This window comes from Sediminicoccus sp. KRV36 (assembly GCF_023243115.1).
Lineage (GTDB): Bacteria > Pseudomonadota > Alphaproteobacteria > Acetobacterales > Acetobacteraceae > Roseococcus.
This window is the reverse complement of the sequence record NZ_CP085081.1, coordinates 4667418-4685721: the sequence shown is the minus strand read 5'-3', so window position 1 is coordinate 4685721 and position 18304 is coordinate 4667418. Positions and strand designations below refer to the sequence as shown.

Here is an 18304-nt window from a genome sequence, read left to right as displayed (position 1 = left end):
GGGCCTTTCGGCCCCAGCCGCCGGAGGCAGTGTTGGTTCGCCGGAGGCACTGTGGGTTCGCCTGAGGCCTCGCTTCAGTGCCGGAAGTGCCGCATTCCGGTGAAGACCATGGCAAGGCCGGCCGCATCCGCCGCCGCGATCACTTCGGCATCGCGGATGCTGCCGCCAGGCTGGATCACGGCGGTAACGCCCGCCGCCGCCGCGGTCTCCAGCCCATCGGCGAAGGGGAAGAAGGCGTCCGACGCCACCACGCTGCCCACCGCCAGTGGCTGATCCAGGCCCGCCGCCTTGGCCGCCGCTTCGGATTTCCAGGCGGCGATGCGGCTGCTCTCCACGCGGTTCATCTGCCCGGCACCGATGCCCACCGTGGCCAGGTTCTTGGCATAGATGATGGCATTGGACTTCACATGCTTGCAGACACGGAAGGCAAAGAGGAGGTCCGCCATCTCGGTGGCACTCGGCGCACGCTTGGTGACGACGCGCAGGTCACTCTCCATTACGCGCCCCGCATCGCGCGACTGCGCGAGGAAGCCGCCTGCCACGCTGCGGAAGGTCATGCCCGGCGCTGCGGGGTCCGGCATGCCGCCAGTCAGCAGCAGGCGGAGATTCTTCTTGCGCGCGAAGACCGCGCGGGCACCCTCATCGGCGTCGGGCGCGATCACCACTTCGGTGAAGATGGCCGCGATCTTCTCCGCCGCCGCCGCATCCAGCCGGCGGTTGGCGGCAACGATGCCGCCGAAGGCCGAGACCGGATCACAGAGCAGCGCGCGGTCCCACGCGGTGGCCAGATCATCCGCGATGGCGATGCCGCAGGGGTTGGCATGCTTCACGATGACGATGGCGGGTTCGTCGAATTCCGCGCAGACCTCATAGGCGGCGTCGGTATCGTTCAGATTGTTGTAGGAGAGCTCCTTGCCCTGCACCTGGGTCGCTGTCGCGATCCCGAAGCGATGGCTGCCATCGAGGTAGAAGCCGGCCTTCTGATGCGGGTTCTCGCCATAGCGCAGCGTCTGCGCGAGCTGCCCGGCGAAGGCCAGGCGCGGCGGGAAATCCTGGCCAAGCTGCCCGGCGAACCAGCCAGAAATCGCGGCGTCATAGGCGGCGGTGCGGGCATAGGCGGCGGCGGCCAGTTCGCGGCGGAGTTCGGCTGATGTGCCGCCGCTCGCTTCGATCTCGGCGGTGACGCGCGCCAGATGCGCGGGCTCGGTCACCACCACAACATGGGCATGGTTCTTGGCTGCGCTGCGGATCATCGCGGGGCCACCGATATCGATATTCTCGATGCAATCCTCGAAGGCGGCACCCTTCGCCACCGTCGCCTCGAAGGGGTAGAGGTTGACCGCCACCAGATCTATCGGCGCGATCGCATGCTCGGCCATCTGCGCCAGGTGCGCCGCATCATCACGCCGGCCGAGGATGCCACCATGCACCTGCGGCACCAGCGTCTTCACCCGGCCATCCAGGATTTCCGGGAAGCCCGTATGCTCGCTGACATCCTTCACGGGGATGCCCGCCGCGCGGATCGCCTGCGCCGTGCCGCCGGTGGAGAGGATTTCGGCCCCTCGCTCAGCCAGGAAGCGCGCGAATTCCACGATGCCGGTCTTGTCGGAGACGGAGAGCAGGGCGCGGCGAATGGCCAAGGGGTTGGTAACAGTCATGATCATAATCCCAGCAGATCGAGCGTGCGGCCAACCACCGCTGCTTCGGTGAATTTTTCGCGGGCGCGGGCCAGGCCGGCCGCCCCCATCCTCTGCCGCAAGGGCGCATCCGCCACCAGCCGCGCCAGCGCACGCCCGAGCCCCGCCACCTGCATGGGCGGCACCAGAAGCCCGGTCTGCTCCGGCACCACCTGCTCCCGGCAGCCGCTGATATCGGTGGCCACCACGGGCAGCCCGGTCAGCATCGCCTCGATCACGGACATGGGCAGGCCTTCGAAATGGCTGGGCAGGCAGAAGATATCGGCCGCCTGCAGCCAGCGCGCCACATCATGCCGGTAGCCCAGCAGGCGCAGACGGGGGCCGAGCCTGGCCGCCGCACGCTCAAAATGCGGTGTCAGATCCTCGCCATGATCGGATACAAGACGCTCCCCCACCACCCAGAGATGCGCTTCGGGCACGCTCTCCATGGCCTGGAGCAGCTCGGGCCAGCCCTTGTGGCGCACCAGGCGTGAGATGCCGATGATGACGCACGCCTCCGGCGGCACGCCTTGTTCCGCGCGCAGGGTGGCGCGGGCGGCTGCGTCGGGGTGGAACATCGCCGGGTCCCGCCCGTTCCCTGTCGCTGTGGCGCCGCGATGAATCCATAGCCGCCGCGCATCGGCGGCCTCCTCGTCGCTCACGGTCAGGAAGGTATCGGTCATGCGCCCGCCCAGCCATTCCACGCCAAGCGAAAGGCCACGCCGCCACAGCGGGCCAGGCTGATTGAAAAGAAACCCGTGGCAGGTATAGGCGATGCGCGGCACGCCCTCGGCCTTGGCGGCCGCGCGCGCCAGGATGCCGGAGATGGGCATATGCGCATGCACCATGTCGAACCGCTCCTCCCGCATGATCCGGCGCAGTGCGCGGAAGGCCGGGAGATGCGCGCCCGGATTCAGGCTGCGCGCCAGGGGCACGGGGATGATGCGGAACCCCTCATCGCGCGGGATGTCGAGCAATGGGCCGTCCGCGGAAATTCCCACCACCTCATGCCCGCGCGCGCGGGCGCCGCGCATCAGCGGCAGCAGGAAATGCCGGAGCGAGAAATCCACATTGGTGAGCTGGAGGATCTTGATGGCTCGTCCGCCTCTGCCGGTGCCTGGCGGAACAAGGCCAGGGGCGCCGCCCCTGAACCCCGCAAGGGGGCACTGCCCCCTTGACCCGCGATCAATCTGTCAACGCCTTTGGCCTGGATGGATGGTTTCTGAGGCCCGTCTCGGTCAAGGGGCCTGTGCCGCCCGCTAGCCTTCGCCCCCGGCCACCACACGGCTGATGGCCCATTGCACCGTCTCCGCCTCACCATCCGAGGTGAGGACGATCTGGCTGGTGCGACGCGGTTCGGCGGCGAGATAGACGCTTTCCTCCAGCTCCACCCGCGCGCCGCGCGCGCGAAAGCGCCAGCCCTGGCCACCGGGCAGGCGCATCAGCACGCCGCCCTCCTCCTCCTGCAGGACGGCGGTGACGGCCGGGTGCAGGTGGAAGCGGATGGCCCAGGCGGTGGCGGGGCCGGGGAAGGGCTCCAGCGCATCCTCGCCGCGCAGGTCATCGCCCGTCTCGGAGAGATACAGGCGGCGGCGATGCACCACGCCATGGGTGCGGCGATAGCCATCATGGCCAGCCTCCAGCCACTGCGCCCCATTGGCCTCCTGCCGCTCGATCTCGACGCGCTCCGGTCGGCGGCCGAGGCCCTCCTCGCGTAGCTCGCTGCTGTTGGTATCGGCCAAAGTGAGGGTGGAATGCGCCGCCGTGCCGCGCAGCGCGTCCCGCCATGCGCCATCCCCGGCCGGGGCCGCGCCGCAATTCACGATCAGGCGGTCCCGCCCGACCGACATTTCAAACGAGAGCGTGCCCGCATGTGCCGAACGATCGGCGCCGCGCGGCAGGCCGGAAGCGGCATCGGCCGGGCGGCCGGGCGGCGGCGCGCCGCAATCGGCGATGATCAGCGTGCGGCCCGCGGCCATGCGCTGAAAGCCTGTTTCCTCCAGCAGCATGGGCGCCCGCCCCTTGGCCAGGCCCTGGGCGAGAACGACATCCACGATGGCTGGAGATTCTTCACGCGTGCCATTGAACAAGGCCAGCGACATGTCCCCATGCCGGAACAGCCGGAGCGCCTGGCCGGCACGTTCCAGCGCGGTGGAAAGCTGCGGCGGGGAGGTGACGCCCACGCCGTTCAGCAGGTTGCGGATCTCGATCAGGTCCTGCAGGGCCAGCAATTGCGTGGCCGGGCTGCGCTCGACATGGCCGCCATCCGGGTGGAACTGGCGCTCCAGCTCGGGCCCCAGGAAGCGCAGCGCGCGGGTCAGCCAGGCTTCTTCCTCCATCGCCACGGCGGCGGCGATGCTGCCCTTGAGCACCACCAGGGCGCCGCGATGCGCGGCCTCGGCCGGCAGGCTGGCCGAGAGGGCCCGGCCATCCTGCGCGAGGCGCTGGAGCAATTGGCGGCGGAACCCATCCTCGGCCGTGGCGGCCAGGAAATCCCAATGGCCGAGCCAGGCGGAAATCCGTGCCGCCGCCACTTCGGGCGCGTTGGCCATCGGTTCGGTCGCACCGCGGGCGAGCCAATCTTCGGCCAGATCGCGCGCCTTCACCCGTGCGGCGTCGGTGCCGAGCATGCGCAGATCGCGCAGCCAGGCGAAGCCATGCGCCCCCTGGCGCCAGAGCGTGGTGCCGGCGGCGGGGCCCCAATCATTGAGCAGCCGGGCGCTGCCCAGTACCTCGAACTCGCCACGCAGCAGCCGCGCACCGCGGGCGGCATCACCCGGCCAGAGATCCCGGAAGGAACGCGCCGGCGCGTCAGGGACGCGGACGGGCTTGAGCCGGGAAAACAAGCCGCGAACGCCACGGAAAACATCAGCCATCAGGCGCCCTCCCTCAGCCCGGCAATGGCGGCGGCGTAGTCCGCGGCGCCAAACACGGCTGTGCCAGCCACAAGAACATCGGCGCCGGCGGCAATGCAATCAGGGGCGGTCTTCAAGGTGACGCCGCCATCCACCTGAAGCGCAATCTCTCGGCCGGATTCGGTGATCATGCGACGCAAAGCGGCAATCTTGGCCAATTGGCTGGTCAGGAAGGATTGCCCGCCAAAGCCCGGATTGACCGACATGACGAGGATGAGGTCGGTCAGGTCCAGCACATGGGCCAAAGCCTCGATCGGCGTCGCCGGATTGAGCACCACGCCGGCCTTCTTCCCCAGGCTGCGGATGGTTTGCAGGCTGCGGTGCAGATGCGGCCCGGCTTCCGGATGCAGGCTGATGATATCGGCCCCCGCTTCGGCGAAGGCGGCGAGGTAGATATCGGCCGGGGCGATCATCAGATGCACGTCGAAGGGCATCTTGCTGTGCGGCCTGAGGGCGCGGATCAGTCCCGGCCCGAAGCTGATATTGGGCACGAAATGCCCATCCATGATGTCCAGGTGCAGCCAATCGGCGCCCGCGGTTTCAATGGCGCGCACTTCCTCGCCCAGCCGGGCAAAATCGGCGGCAAGCAGCGACGGGGCAATGCGAATGGCTGACATCGGACCTGCATGAAAACAAGCCTTGGGGTTAGCCTATTCGCAACCGCCTGGAAACCGTCGCGCCCGGCGCAATCTGCGCCTGATCAGCCTTCGAGAATGCCGCGCGATCCGCTGATGATCGAGAGGAACTCGCGCCGCGTCGCGTCATTGGTGCGAAACTCGCCCAACATGCGGGAGGTGACCATGGAAACGCCCGGCTTGTGGATGCCGCGCGTGGTCATGCACTGGTGCGCGGCCTCGATCACGACAGCGACACCCTTGGGCTTGAGCACGCTTTCAATCGTATTGGCGATTTGCGCCGTCAGCTTTTCCTGAATTTGCAGGCGCTTGGCGTAGGTCTCGATCACGCGGGCCAGTTTGGAAATCCCGACCACGCGGCCATTGGGCAAATAGGCGATATGCGCCTTGCCAATGATGGGAACCATATGGTGCTCGCAATGGCTCTCCAGCCGAATATCCCGCAGCACGACCATCTCGTCATAGCCGTCCGTCTCCTCGAAGGAACGGGCCAGCATCTCGACCGGGTCATTGCCGTAGCCGGCGAAGAATTCCTCATAGGCGCGGGCGACGCGGGCGGGTGTATCCACCAGGCCCTCGCGGTCCGGGTCATCGCCGGCCCAGAGCAGCAGCGTGCGAACGGCGGCCTCGGCCTCGGCGCGGCTTGGGCGGAGCAGGCCGCTCAACTTGTCGTCGGCCTTGGCATTGGCGGGCAACTGGATGTTCATGGCTTTCGAAATTCCCTGGAGGCCCGCATCCGCGCCCGTGTGGTGCGGCATCAGGCTTCTCGAAAAGCCAGATGGGGCGGCTGCGGGACTCCGCAAGCGTCAGCGGCGGGACTGGCCTATTTTGCTGAACGCGCAACGATCAGTGGATGCCGCCATCCTGATGCGGACTGTCCAGCGAGAAGGCCGGTACGGCCGCGTCGAACGCCTCGCCGGTTTCAACGACGACCATATGGTAGGTACCGCGCATGAAGCCGGAGGGCGTGGGCAGCGGCGTGCCGGAGGTGTAGTCGAAGCTCTCGCCCGGTTCGAGGATGGGCTGTTCGCCCACCACGCCCTCGCCATGCACGCGGGTCTCGCGGCCCATCCCGTCGGTGATGATCCAGCTGCGCTTAAGAAGCTGGACCGTCGCCTGGCCCAGATTCTCGATCTGCACCTTGTAGGCCCAGACATAGCGCCCGTCCGAGGGCTCCGACTGATCGGTCAGGTAGAAGGGGCGGATGGTGACGCGTACGCCGCGCGTGACCGTGGTGTAGGGCTTCATGCGCGGCGCATCGCGGCGGTGGCGAGGCCGGCGCCCATCAGCATGGCACCCCCCAGGCGGTTGAAGGCGCGCCGGATGGCGGGCCGCGCGACCGCCCCCGCAAGCCGCCCCGCGAGCAGCGCATAGGCCAGGGCATTCAGCGCGGCCAGGGTCACGAAGCTCGCGACCAGGATCGCGGCCTGCGGCAGGAAGGGCTGCGCGGGGGTGATGAATTGTGGAACGAAGGCGATGAAGAAGGCGATGCTCTTGGGGTTGAGCGCCGTCACCACATAGGCGTCGCGCATGGCGCGGCGGGCGGTGAGCGGCGGCGCGGCAGTGGCACTGACCGGCGCGCGGAACAGCTTGATGCCGAGCCACACGAGATAGGCCGCGCCCATCCATTTCAGCAGGGTGAAGGCCAGGCTGGAGGCGGCCAGCAAGGCGCCGAGTCCGGCGAGGGAAAGCGTCATCGCCGTCAGGTCACCCAGCGCCACGCCGGCCACCAGCGGCAGCGCCCGGCCACGCCCGGCGCCGAGCGATTGGCCGATGACGAGCATGATCGTCGGCCCCGGAATCGGCAGCATGATGGCGGAAGCGAGCAGGAAGGCGAGCCAGGTTTCCAGGGTCATGCGTCATCCTGCCATGGCTCGCCCCCACGGCGCTACTCGGCCGCGCGCAGGCTGGCGCTGCTGCCCACCGCATCCAGCGCCTCGGCCAGATCCTCGATCAGGTCGGCCACGTCTTCGAGACCCACCGAGAGCCGCACCGTGCCATCGGTGATGCCGAGCTTCGTGCGCTCCACCTCGCCGATGCGCATATGCGTGGTGGTGGCCGGATGCGTCGCCAGCGACTTGGAATCGCCGAGGTTGTTGGAGATGTCCACGATCTGCAGCGCGTTCATGAAGCGGAAGCAGGCGGCCTTCGCGTCCTGCCCATTCGCGGTAGAGCCCCCCCTGATGTCGAAGGTCACCAGCGTGCCGCCGCCCGACATCTGCCGCACCGCCAGCGCATGCTGCGGATGGTCGGCGCGGAAGGGATAGAGCACGCGGGAAATCTCCGAACGTTCGCTCAGGAAATCGGCCACGGCGGCCGCGTTGCGGCACATCTGGTCCACGCGCAGCTTCAGCGTCTCAAGCCCCTTCAGGATGACCCAGGCGTTGAAGGGGGACATGGCGGGGCCGGTGTTGCGGATGAAGGGCATCAGCACCTCCTCCACCCACTTCTTCTTGCCGAGCACGGCGCCGCCGAGCACACGGCCCTGGCCGTCCATGTGCTTGGTGCAGGAATAGACGACGACATCGGCCCCCTGCTCGAAGGGCTTTTGCAGCAGCGGTGTCGCGAACACATTATCCACCACCACCAGCGCGCCGGCGGCATGGGCCAGCTTGCAGACGGCGACCACATCCACCAGCTCGAGCATGGGGTTGGAGGGGCTTTCCAGCAGCACCATCGTGGCAGGCGTGCTCAGCGCCGCTTCCCACTGCGCCATATCCGTGCCGTCCACGAATTCGGCGTGGATGCCGTAGCGCGGCAGCAGCGTGCTGACGATCCAGTGGCAGGACCCGAACAAAGCGCGGGAGGCGACGAGCCGATCCCCGGTCTTGAGATGCGACAGCAGCGCGGAATGCACCGCCGCCATGCCGGTCGCCATCAGGCGGCAGGCCTCGGCACCCTCGATGGCGCAGAGGCGCTCTTCCAGCATGGTCGTCGTCGGGTTGGCGAAGCGGCTGTACTGGTAGTGCTCGATTTCGTTCTTGAAGGTCGCTTCGGCCTGCTCTGCACTGTCATAGACAAAGCCGGAGGTCAGGAACATCGCCTCGGCGGTTTCGCCGTGGTTGGAGCGGTTGAGGCCGCCGCGAACGAGTTGCGTGGCGGGGCGGAGCTTACGGGACATGTTGGCACCCTCATGCGAAGACCGGTTATGCGAGACACGGGCGTCCGGCACCCTGGGCGGGGTGGGGGTATGGCTCTCCGTGGAGAGCAACCCCTGGGCCGTTTAGCGCGCTTGTTTTCCGTCTTCCAAGGAAGACGACCCGGTTGGGACCTCGCCGCAAGCTGGCCGGACAAATCGCGAGGACCCAATAGGGTTAAACCCTGTACCGACCCGGCGTCAATCATGCAGGTCATTGACGGCGAGGCTATGGAAATGCGATTAGTCTCAGGAATGAGCGCACTCGATCCCGAAGTGGCCAATCAATTGGCCGAAGACCTCCCGCCCGACGTGTTCCGCACGATCATCTCGACCTTCGAGGATGATCTGGGGCGCCTCGCGCAGGAGCTCGCCGCCGCTGCCCAGCGCGGCGATCAGGAGGGGTACGAGCGCGCGGCGCATAGCCTCGCTGGCGCTGCTGCTGCCGTGGGTGCCATCGGGCTGGAGCGCGAGGCGCGGATCGCCATGGATCATCGCCAGCCCGAGCCGCCGGCGATTGTCCTGCCCCGCCTGCTGACCGAAGCCAAGGCCGCCCTCCAGGCATTGCACGCCCTGATCCACTGATGCCCGCGCGCATCCTGCTGGTCGAGGATACGCCGACCCAGGCCGAGATCGCCAAGGCGATGCTGCGCGAGTTCGGGCATGAGATGCGCCACGCCGAAACCGGCGCGCAAGGCCTGGCCATGGCCCTGGAATGGCGCCCCGATGCCATCCTCGTGGATCTGGTTCTGCCGGATTTCTCCGGCATCGAGCTGATGCGCCGCCTGAAATCCTCGGGGCTGGATACGGCCTGCATCGTGCTGACCGCACATGGCTCGGTGAATACCGCCGTGGAAGCCATGCGCGAGGGCGCGACGGATTTCCTTCTCAAGCCCTATGCCGCGGCGCGCCTGCGCGTGACGCTGGACAATGCCCTTGAGAAGCGTGCCCTGCGCCAGGCGCTGGACACGGCGCGCACCGTCCTGGGGCGTGAGAGCTTTGGTGGCTTCATCGGCGCCTCGCCCGCTATGCAGGCGGTCTATCGCACGCTGGAAAGTGTGGCTGCCTCTCGCGCCACGGTCTTCATCACGGGCGAGAGCGGCACCGGCAAGGAGGTGGCGGCCGAGACGCTGCACCAGGCCTCGCCGCGCAGAAGCCGGGCCTTCATCGCGCTGAATTGCGGCGCCATCCCGCGTGACCTGCTGGAGAGCGAAATCTTCGGCCATGTGAAGGGCGCCTTCACCGGGGCCACCGAGAACCGTGCCGGTGCGGCCCGCTCGGCCGATGGCGGGACGCTGTTTCTGGATGAGATCGGCGAGATGCCGATGGAAATGCAGGTGAAGCTGCTGCGCTTCGTCCAGAGCGGCACGGTCACCCCCGTGGGCGGCACCCGGGCCGAGCCTGTGGATGTGCGCCTGGTTTGCGCGACCAATCGCGATATCCTCGCCGAGGTGCAGGCGGGACGTTTCCGCGAGGATCTCTACTACCGCCTTTACGTCGTGCCCGTGGCCCTGCCGCCGCTGCGCGCGCGCGGCGAGGATGTTCTGCTCATCGCCCGCCATCTGCTGCAGCTTTTCGCGCGGGAGGAGGGCAAGCGCTTTGCGCGCTTCGATGCGGAGGCAGCGGCCGCCATCCGCGCCTATCCCTGGCCCGGCAATGTGCGGCAGTTGCAGAATGTGCTTCGCAACGCCGTGGTTCTGCATGATGGCGAGGTGATCACCCGCGCCATGCTGCCCAGCCTTCTGTTGCACGGCCTGCTGCCGCACGGCGCGCAGCCTCCCGCAGCCGCCGCCAGCGCGGAGCGCCCCACGCCGGCCAGCCCGATCGAACCGCTCGCCGTCTCCGAGAAGCGGCTGATCCTGGCCGCGCTGGAGCATACCGGCCAGGACGTGCCGCGTGCGGCAGCACTGCTCGAGGTGAATCCCAGCACGATCTACCGCAAGCTGACGGCCTGGAAGAAGGAGGGCTAGCCACACCCGCCGGCAACGGGCGCGCTGATCTGGTCTGCGCCCGGCGCGGTTTTCCGGCAGGTTTGGCCGCGCTACACAAGTTCCAATTCAACCTGGAGATTTCTGTCATGCGGGTCGGCGTGATCGGTGCCACGGGCGCGGTCGGCAAGGAATTGGTGGAGGTGCTCGCCAAGCGCCGCTTCCCTGTGAAGGAGCTTCGTCTCTTCGCCTCTACGCGCTCCGCCGGCACGAAGCAGGCCACGCCCTGGGGGGACGTGACGATCGAGGCCTATAGCCCGGACGGTGCGCGCAACCTCGATCTGGCACTGCTCGCCGTCTCCGGTGATTTCGCCAAGGCGCATGCGCGGGCGCTGGCGGCCGAGGGGGTCGCGGTCGTGGACAACTCCTCCGCGTTGCGGCTTGAAGCCGATGTGCCGCTGGTGGTGCCCGAGGTGAATGCCAGCGCGATCGGCCAGCATCGCCTCATCGCCAATCCGAACTGCACCACGGCCATCCTCGTTGTCGCGCTTGAGCCGCTGCGCCAGGCCTTTGGCCTGAAGCGCGTCATCGTCTCGACCTACCAGGCGGCCAGCGGCGCCGGCGCCGAGGGCATGGCCGAGCTGGAACGCGAGACCCGCCGTGTGCTGGTCGAAGGCCAGCCGGCGCAGCATGACGTCTTCGCCCATCCGCTCGCCTTCAACGTCATCCCGCAGATCGATACCTTCCAGCCCAATGGCTACACGCGTGAGGAGATGAAGGTTGCCTGGGAGAGCCGGAAGATCATGGGCATGCCTGATCTGCTGATCTCCTGCACCGCCGTCCGTATCCCGACCTACCGCGTCCATGCCGAGGCCGTGACCATCGAGACCGAACGCCCCGTCACGGCGGAAGCCGCGCGCGAGGTGCTCTCCCGCGCGGCGGGGGTGCGCGTGGTGGATGACCCCGCGGCCCAGCTCTATCCGATGCCGATTACGGCGACCGGGCAGGATGATGTGGAAGCAGGGCGCATCCGGGCCAATCCGGTGTTTGGCGACCGCGGGTTGGATTTCTTCCTGTGCGGCGACCAGCTGCTCAAGGGGGCGGCGCTGAATGCGGTGCAGATCGCCGAGAAGATGAGGATGTGAGGGCAGGGCGCGGCCCAGGCCCCGGCGCGGTGGACCCGCCGGGGCCTAGGGCCCCGGACCCCGTCAGTTGGTGCCGCCTGCCAGTTCCGCGACGAGGAAATCGCGGAACACGGAAACCCGCTTCGAGGCGCGCATTTCTTCCGGATAGACGAAATAGGCGTTGATCCGCGGCGCCTTCAGCTCAGGCAGGACGGTCAACAGCCCCTCAAGCTCGGGGCCCATATAGTCGGGCATCGCGGCAAGGCCCATGCCCGATTGCACGGCGCGCAACATGCCGGTCAGGCTGTTCACCTCCAGCGTACCGCGGCGGCCCTGGCCGGGCTTGCGGCCGATCTCGGCCAGCCAGTTGATCTCCTCCACGGGCGGTCGGTAGTCGCCCCAGACGATCAACCGATGCGCGTCCAGCTCTTCCGGGCGCTGCGGAATGCCATGGCGCTTCAGGTAGTCCGGGCTGCCCACGATGCGCCAGCCGAAGCTCGCCACATGGCGCTGGATCAGATCGGGCTGGCGCGGCGGATGCATGCGGATGGCGACATCCGCCTCGCGCATGGCGAGGTCCAGGTCGGCATCATCCAGGATCACGGAGACATTGATCTCCGGATACATCTCCAGGAAGCGGTGCAGCCGGGGCGCCAGCCAGGAGCCGCCAAATCCCGTCGTCGTGGTGATTTTCAGCCGGCCGGCCGGGCGCTCCCGGCCCTCGGTCAGCAGCGCTTCGGTCATCGCAAGCTTGGCAAAGACCTCACGTACGGTGCGGTTCAGCGTCTCGCCCGATTCGGTGAGGATCAGGCCGCGCGCATGCCGATGGAACAGCGGCACTGACAGCGCATCCTCCAGCGCCTGAATCTGGCGCGAAACGGCGGATTGGCTGAGGGCGAGCGTCTCGCCCGCATGGGTGAAGGAGCCGGCTTCGGCGACCGCGTGGAAAACGCGCAGCTTGTCCCAATCGAGCGGCATTACGCGGCGACCTTGTCATGGGCATGTTCCTGGGCCGCCAGGAATTTCTCAGCATCCAGGGCCGCCATGCAGCCGGTCCCGGCGGCGGTCACCGCCTGGCGGTAGATCTTGTCCGCGACATCGCCGGCCGCGAAGACGCCCGCGATGCTGGTGCGCGTGCCGCCTGGTGTGACCATCAGATAGCCCCCTTCATCCATGTCCAACTGGCCGCGAAACAGGCTGGTGGCCGGGTCATGCCCGATGGCGACAAAAATGCCATCCACGGCCAGTTCCCGCCGGTCACCGGTCTGGGCATGGCGCAGCGCGAGGCCGCGGGCCACTGGGCGGGCCGCCTCCGTGCCCAGCATTTCCTCGGTCACCATGTTCCAGAGCACTGTCACATTCTCCTTGGCGAAAAGCCGTTCCTGCAGGATGCGCTCGGCGCGCAGGCTGTCCCGCCGATGCACGAGTGTGACATGGCGAGCAAGGTTGGCCAGATAGAGCGCCTCCTCCACCGCCGAATTTCCGCCGCCGATCACCGCCACATCCTTGCCCCGGAAGAAGAATCCGTCACAGGTGGCGCAGGCCGAGACACCAAAGCCGGAGAGTGCCTGCTCACCCGGAATGCCGAGCCAGCGTGCCTGGGCGCCCGTCGCGATGATCACCGCATCGGCCAGGTAGACATCGCCGCTGTCGCATTCGGCGCGGAAGGGACGATGGGCAAAATCCACCCGGGTGACGAGGTCGTATTTCAGTTCCGTGCCGACATGCTCCGCCTGGGCGCGCATCTGCTCCATGAGCCACGGGCCCTGCACCGCTTCGGCGAAGCCCGGGTAATTCTCGACATCGGTGGTGATGGTCAGTTGCCCGCCCGGCTGCATGCCAGCGACCAGCACGGGCTTGAGGCCGGCGCGGGCCGCATAGATCGCGGCCGTATAGCCGGCCGGGCCGGCACCGATGATCAGAAGACGCGTGGGGATTGTGGCGGGCACGGGCGATTCCAGGGCTCTGACTTGTTGGGAGCGCATATCTGCCCATCTTCGCATGCGGAACAAGACTGCGGCTTGCATATCGCAGCATCCGCAAGGATATTGCGCCGCATGGCACCTCCTGGCAACGAAACAACGCGCGCGAACATGGCCGAACTCGATGCGATAGATCTGCGGATCCTGGCCGAGCTGCAGGCCGATGGGCGGATCACCAATGTCGAGTTGGCAAGCCGCGTCGGCCTCTCGGCGCCGCCATGCCTGCGCCGGGTGCGCCGGTTGGAGGAAGCCGGCGTGCTGCGCGGCTACCACGCCGATGTGGAGCCCTCGGCGCTTGGTTTCGAAGTCACCTTCTTCGCCATTGTCGGGCTGGAAAGCCAAAAGCAGGTCATCCTCGACGCCTTCGAGGCCGAGGTGATCGGCTGGGCCGAGGTGCGCGAATGCCACATGATCCGAGGCGGTGGGGATTTCCTGCTGCGCCTGGTCGCGCGGGATACCGCCCATGAGAACGCGCTGACCGCACGGCTGACCAGCGCGCAGAATGTGTTGCGCGTGCAGACCCTGCAAACCATCCGCACCGCGAAGAACGCGGCCGGGGTGCCGTTCTAGCGCGCCAATCCGCGCGATGACGGCTTCCTGAAGATCATGGCGTCAGCCATGGCCTGGCCGTCCTTGCGCCAGCCCTTCCCTTCGCCCCTTGCTTGGGCATAGGCTTCGGTCACGAGCGGGCAAACCGCCGTGAAACGGAACCACAGGGAGGATCCGAAGATGCAACGCAGAACCCTTTTGGGCGGCGTCGCCGCTGGCCTGCTCGCCACCCCCCATGTGCTGCGCGCCCAGGCGCCCATCACCCTGAACGGGGCGGTGCAATTCAATGATGACCACGTCTTCAACCGCGCGCTCCTCCGCTTCGAGGAACTGGTGAAGCAATACGCGAACCGCCCGATCAATTTCGTGCTGCACCGCAACAGCAGCCTTGGCCTCGAGAAGCAGTATTTCGAGTATATGTCGGCCGGGCGGGCGGTGGATTATGGCATCGTCTCGCCCGCGCACATGTCCACCTTCAGCCGCGCGGCACCCTTCATTGACGCGCCCTTCCTGTTCCGCAACCTCGCGCATTGGAACCAGGTGCTCGACCAGGATCTGCTGGCGCCGGTGGCGCAGGAAGTGGAGCGCCGGGCGCGGGTGATGCTGATCGGCTATGCGGGGGGCGGTGTGCGCAACATCTTCGCCAACAAGCCCGTCTCGAACATGGCCGAGATGCGGGGTTTGCGTGTGCGCGTGCAGGGCGCCCCGATCTGGAACCGCACCTTCCAGGCGGCTGGCATGGCACCGCAGGTCATCGCCTATAACGAGGTGTACAACGCCATCCAGAACAACGTGCTGGAGGCCGGCGAGAACGAGGCCGCCGGCGTGCTGGCCATGCGCTTCTTCGAGGTGGCGCCGCAACTGGCCATCACCGAGCATGCCATCACCGTGCGGCCGATCTGCTTCTCGGCGCAGACCTTCGCGCGGCTGCCACGTGAGGTGCAGGAGGCGGTGCGCCGTGCCGGCCGCGAGGCGGGCGTCTTTGGCCGGCAGGCGGAAAGCACCGAGGACGGGCAGACGCTGGCCCGGCTGGAGAGCGAGGGGCGGTTGCGCCGTATTCCCTTCACGGATCGTGCGGCCATGCTGGCGGCCGTCGCACCCGTCATGGCCACCTATGCCCGGGAGATCGAGGCGGAGAATATCTTCAGCCGGATCAACGCCCTGAGCAGCTGAGCCGCCCCTGGAGCCGGCGCATCCAGGCGCCGGCTCCCCCTCCCTGCCCGATCGGATCGCCATGCCCCCGTATCAGCCGCGGAATGCCTTTCGCCGCGCGACCTTCCTCTACAGCCGGTTTCTGGATGTGCTGGTGGTCCTCACCGTCGCCATCCTGATCATCCCTGTTTCGCTGCAGATTTTCGCCCGCTTCACCGAGCTTTTGCCGCGCTACATCTGGACGGAGGAGGCCGCGCGCTTCCTGCTGGTCTGGATGGTCATGATCGGCGCCATGATCGGCGTGCGGGAGGGGAGCCATTTCGTGGTGGACCTCTTCCCTTCGCTGACCGGGCGCAAGAAGGCCGCACTGGACCTGATCTCGGGCCTCTTCATGCTGATCTTTGGTTTCATTTTTCTGTGGTACGGCATCGAGTTCACCGAATTCGCCCTGTATCGCATCAGCGAGCTTGCCGAGTGGCCGCTGTGGCTGATCCATATGGCCTGGCCCATCGCCGGCTTTTCCTGGCTGCTCTTCACCGGGGAGCACATGTGGGACAGCCTCCAGGTGCTGCGGGGGCGCGGCTGATGGGGGCCAGCACGCTCTCGGCCAGCCAGGCCGCCTGGATCCTGTTCGGCGGCTTTTTCGGCATGCTGGTGCTGCGTGTGCCGGTTGCGGTCGCCATCGGCCTCGCCTGCCTGCCCATCCTGCTGATTGAGGATCGCCTCTGGCCGATGATCCTCGTGCAGGAGACGTTCAACGCCTATAACAGCTTCATCCTGCTGGCCGTCCCGTTCTTTCTGCTGACGGCCAACCTGATGAATGTCGGCGGCATCACGGACCGGCTGGTGCGCTTTTCCCGCGCGCTGGTGGGCCATTTCCCGGGCGGTCTCGCCCAGGTGAATGTGGTGCTCTCCATCTTCTTCGCCGGCATCTCCGGCAGTTCCACCGCGGATGCCGCGAGCCAGGCGAAGCTCTTCATCGAGGCGCAGCGCAAGGAGGGCTATGATGACAGCTTCTCCGTCGCCATCACCGCGGTCTCGGCCGTGCTGGCCGTCATCATCCCGCCCTCCATCCTGATGATCGTCTGGGGCGGCGTGCTGACGGTCTCGATCGGTGCGCTGTTTCTCGCGGGCATCCTGCCCGGGCTGCTGATCGGCCTGGCGCAGATGGGCACGGTGCATGTCTACGCGAAGATGCGGGGATACCCGACCTATCCGCGCTCCACCCTGAGGGAAATCTTTGCCTCCTTCCTGGTTTCCATCCCAGCGCTGCTGACGCCCTTCATCATCATAGGTGGCAAGATCTTCGGTTGGTTCACCGCGACGGAAAGTGCCTGCATCGCCGTGCTCTACGCCGGGTTTCTCTCTGTCATCGTCTATCGCGAGATGGATTGGCGCGGGGTCTGGAGCGCATTCAGCGATACGGGCAAGCTATCCGCCATTGCGCTGTTCTGCGTAGGCACGGCGAGTGCCTTCGGCTGGCTGCTCGCCTTCTACAAGATCCCCGAGGCATTGATGGCGGGGGTGAGCGCCTGGCAGATGGGACCGGCCATGACCGGCTTCTTCATCGCCGGCGTATTCCTGGTGGTGGGCTGCTTCCTCGATGCAATTCCCGCCATCATCATCGTGGGCGCCATTCTGCAACCCATTGCCGAGGCGGCCGGGCTGCATCCGGTGCATTTCGCGATGATCGGGATCGTCTCGCTTGCCTTCGGACTGGTGACGCCGCCTTACGGGCTATGCCTGCTCATCACCTGCGCGGTGGCGGAAATGCGGGTGGTGGATGCGCTCAAGGATGTCGGGATCATGCTGCTGCCCATGCTGGCCGTGCTTGCCGCGCTGATCCTGTGGCCCGACATGGCGCTGCTGCTCCCGCGCCTGATTGAGCCTGATTTCCTGAAATGAAGCGCAAGGGGCATGGCCCCTTCATGCCACCACAGGCCATCCATGCTCGTCGTTGAGGCTTTGGGAATCTATCCGCGTCGTACCACGTAGTCGCCCGCTTCCAGCGCAGCCACGATGGCGTCCGCCTGCGCGCGGTCCCGCACCTCGATCATCAGTTCCAGCTCCGCTGTCTGCACAGAGGGCGCCGCGAAGAGCCGCTGGTGGCTGACCTCGATCACATTGCCGCCGGCTTCCGCCACGCGGGTCGCGATATCGGCCAGCACGCCCGGCCGGTCGGGGATATCCAGGTGCAGGCGCAGCAGGCGTCCATCGCGCAGCAGGTTGCGCAGCAGCACGTTGGACAGGATGCGCGGATCAATATTCCCGCCGCAGATCACTGTGCCGACATGCTTGCCGGCAAAGCGCTCGGGATAGGTGAGGATGGCGGCCACGCCCGCCGCGCCCGCGCCCTCGGAGACCACCTTGGCGCCCTCTGCCAGCAGCGCGATGCCCTGCTCGACCGCGCGCTCCGGCACCACCAGGATTTCCACGCCCAGTCGGCGCAGCATCTCCAGCGGCAACTCGCCGACATCGCGCACGGCGATGCCCTCGGCGATGGTCGGCCCTCCCACTTGCACGGGCTGCCCCGCCAGGCGCTGGCGCATGGCCTGATAGCCTTCAACCTCCACGCCGAATACCGGCAGACCAGGGCGCAGGGCATGGGCGGCGATGGCGCAGCCGGTGACCAGGCCACCACCACCCGTCGGGAAGATCAGCGCTTCCACATCCGGCGCATCCTCGAGCATTTCGAGTGCCAGGGTGCCTTGGCCGGCGATCACGGCCGGATCGTCATAGGGGTGGATGAAGGTCAGCCCCTGCTCCCGGGCCAGGTGATGCGCGTGGGAGGCAGCTTCGGCCAGGGTTTCCCCGTGCAGCACCACGCGGGCGCCGAAACCCTCCGTGCGCAGCACCTTGTTGGAGGGGGTGAAGCGCGGCATCACGATCGTGGAGGCGATGCCAAGCAGGGTGGAATGCCGCGCCACCGCCTGGGCATGGTTGCCGGCCGACATCGCGATCACGCCGCCCGCCCGTTCCCGCTCCGAGAGCAGCGCCAGGCGATTGGCCGCCCCACGCTCCTTGAAGGCGCCTGTGGCCTGGAGATTGTCGAGCTTGAGTGAAACCCGCGCACCACAGGCCGAGGAGACGGCGGGGTTCTCGATGCTCGGCGTACGCAGGATGCGGCCGTGGATCCGGGCAGCGGCGGCACGGATATCAGCGAGGGAGAGGGGCATCGCGGTTCCAATTCTCGACAGGCGGTTCGAG

Annotated in this window: 18 protein-coding genes; 7 read left to right on the top strand and 11 right to left on the bottom strand. The window is 67.2% G+C overall.

The features are described from left to right. Positions 1–74: 74 nt before the first annotated feature. The 8 genes from purH to metZ form a co-directional block, all read right to left on the bottom strand. Positions 75–1658 (bottom strand): bifunctional phosphoribosylaminoimidazolecarboxamide formyltransferase/IMP cyclohydrolase, encoded by a 1584-nt coding sequence (purH, locus tag LHU95_RS22320; protein ID WP_248709155.1) that lies wholly within the window; start codon positions 1656–1658, stop codon positions 75–77. A 2-nt stretch (positions 1659–1660) separates the two neighbouring features. Continuing rightward, a complete protein-coding gene (locus tag LHU95_RS22315; protein ID WP_248711603.1) occupies positions 1661–2770 on the bottom strand; it encodes a glycosyltransferase family 4 protein in 1110 nt (369 codons plus the stop codon). A gap of 165 nt (positions 2771–2935) precedes the next feature. Next, a complete protein-coding gene (locus LHU95_RS22310) occupies positions 2936–4552 on the bottom strand; it encodes a heparinase II/III family protein (RefSeq protein WP_248709154.1) in 1617 nt (538 codons plus the stop codon). Further along, complete coding sequence (gene rpe, locus LHU95_RS22305) at positions 4552–5208, bottom strand: ribulose-phosphate 3-epimerase (protein ID WP_248709153.1); 657 nt, start codon at positions 5206–5208, stop codon at positions 4552–4554. The genes LHU95_RS22310 and rpe overlap by 1 nt, the downstream gene beginning before the upstream one ends. A gap of 83 nt (positions 5209–5291) precedes the next feature. Further along, entirely contained in the window at positions 5292–5933 is a 642-nt protein-coding gene (gene folE / locus LHU95_RS22300; RefSeq protein WP_248709152.1) for a GTP cyclohydrolase I FolE, read from the bottom strand. A 139-nt stretch (positions 5934–6072) separates the two neighbouring features. Further along, a complete protein-coding gene (apaG, locus tag LHU95_RS22295) occupies positions 6073–6474 on the bottom strand; it encodes a Co2+/Mg2+ efflux protein ApaG (protein WP_248709151.1) in 402 nt (133 codons plus the stop codon). Then, entirely contained in the window at positions 6471–7082 is a 612-nt protein-coding gene (locus tag LHU95_RS22290) for a LysE family translocator (protein WP_248709150.1), read from the bottom strand. The genes apaG and LHU95_RS22290 overlap by 4 nt, the downstream gene beginning before the upstream one ends. 32 nt (positions 7083–7114) lie before the next feature. Continuing rightward, entirely contained in the window at positions 7115–8347 is a 1233-nt protein-coding gene (gene metZ, locus LHU95_RS22285; RefSeq protein ID WP_248709149.1) for an O-succinylhomoserine sulfhydrylase, read from the bottom strand. A 270-nt stretch (positions 8348–8617) separates the two neighbouring features. On the opposite strand from metZ, the gene LHU95_RS22280 reads away from it, so the two are divergent. The 3 genes from LHU95_RS22280 to LHU95_RS22270 all read left to right on the top strand — a co-directional run bounded on the left by LHU95_RS22280 (position 8618) and on the right by LHU95_RS22270 (position 11435). Continuing rightward, entirely contained in the window at positions 8618–8947 is a 330-nt protein-coding gene (locus tag LHU95_RS22280; RefSeq protein ID WP_248709148.1) for an Hpt domain-containing protein, read from the top strand. After that, positions 8947–10332 carry a sigma-54 dependent transcriptional regulator gene (locus tag LHU95_RS22275; protein WP_248709147.1) on the top strand — a complete coding sequence of 462 codons (1386 nt, stop codon included), beginning with the start codon at positions 8947–8949 and terminating at the stop codon, positions 10330–10332. Before LHU95_RS22280 ends, LHU95_RS22275 begins: the two co-directional genes overlap by 1 nt. 107 nt (positions 10333–10439) lie before the next feature. Beyond that, entirely contained in the window at positions 10440–11435 is a 996-nt protein-coding gene (locus tag LHU95_RS22270; RefSeq protein WP_248709146.1) for an aspartate-semialdehyde dehydrogenase, read from the top strand. Positions 11436–11498: 63 nt separating this feature from the next. Here the strand turns inward: LHU95_RS22270 and LHU95_RS22265 are convergent, their stop codons facing one another. Both LHU95_RS22265 and trxB read right to left on the bottom strand, forming a co-directional pair. Continuing rightward, complete coding sequence (locus tag LHU95_RS22265; RefSeq protein ID WP_248709145.1) at positions 11499–12392, bottom strand: LysR family transcriptional regulator; 894 nt, start codon at positions 12390–12392, stop codon at positions 11499–11501. Further along, positions 12392–13363, bottom strand: coding sequence for a thioredoxin-disulfide reductase (trxB, locus tag LHU95_RS22260; protein ID WP_248709144.1), 972 nt, complete (start codon positions 13361–13363; stop codon positions 12392–12394). The genes LHU95_RS22265 and trxB overlap by 1 nt, the downstream gene beginning before the upstream one ends. 108 nt (positions 13364–13471) lie before the next feature. On the opposite strand from trxB, the gene LHU95_RS22255 reads away from it, so the two are divergent. From LHU95_RS22255 to LHU95_RS22240, 4 genes are all read left to right on the top strand, one after another. After that, the gene (locus LHU95_RS22255) at positions 13472–13966 is read left to right on the top strand and encodes an Lrp/AsnC family transcriptional regulator (protein ID WP_248709143.1); all 495 of its coding nucleotides are present in this window, start codon (positions 13472–13474) and stop codon (positions 13964–13966) included. A 159-nt stretch (positions 13967–14125) separates the two neighbouring features. Continuing rightward, positions 14126–15118 carry a TRAP transporter substrate-binding protein gene (locus LHU95_RS22250; RefSeq protein ID WP_248709142.1) on the top strand — a complete coding sequence of 331 codons (993 nt, stop codon included), beginning with the start codon at positions 14126–14128 and terminating at the stop codon, positions 15116–15118. Positions 15119–15179: 61 nt separating this feature from the next. Next, entirely contained in the window at positions 15180–15683 is a 504-nt protein-coding gene (locus LHU95_RS22245; RefSeq protein WP_248709141.1) for a TRAP transporter small permease, read from the top strand. Further along, the gene (locus LHU95_RS22240) at positions 15683–17002 is read left to right on the top strand and encodes a TRAP transporter large permease (protein WP_248709140.1); all 1320 of its coding nucleotides are present in this window, start codon (positions 15683–15685) and stop codon (positions 17000–17002) included. Before LHU95_RS22245 ends, LHU95_RS22240 begins: the two co-directional genes overlap by 1 nt. Before the next feature lie 68 nt (positions 17003–17070). Here LHU95_RS22240 and LHU95_RS22235 read toward each other — a convergent pair whose 3' ends face one another. Next, complete coding sequence (locus tag LHU95_RS22235) at positions 17071–18273, bottom strand: threonine ammonia-lyase (RefSeq protein ID WP_248709139.1); 1203 nt, start codon at positions 18271–18273, stop codon at positions 17071–17073. Between the last annotated feature and the right edge of the window lie 31 nt (positions 18274–18304).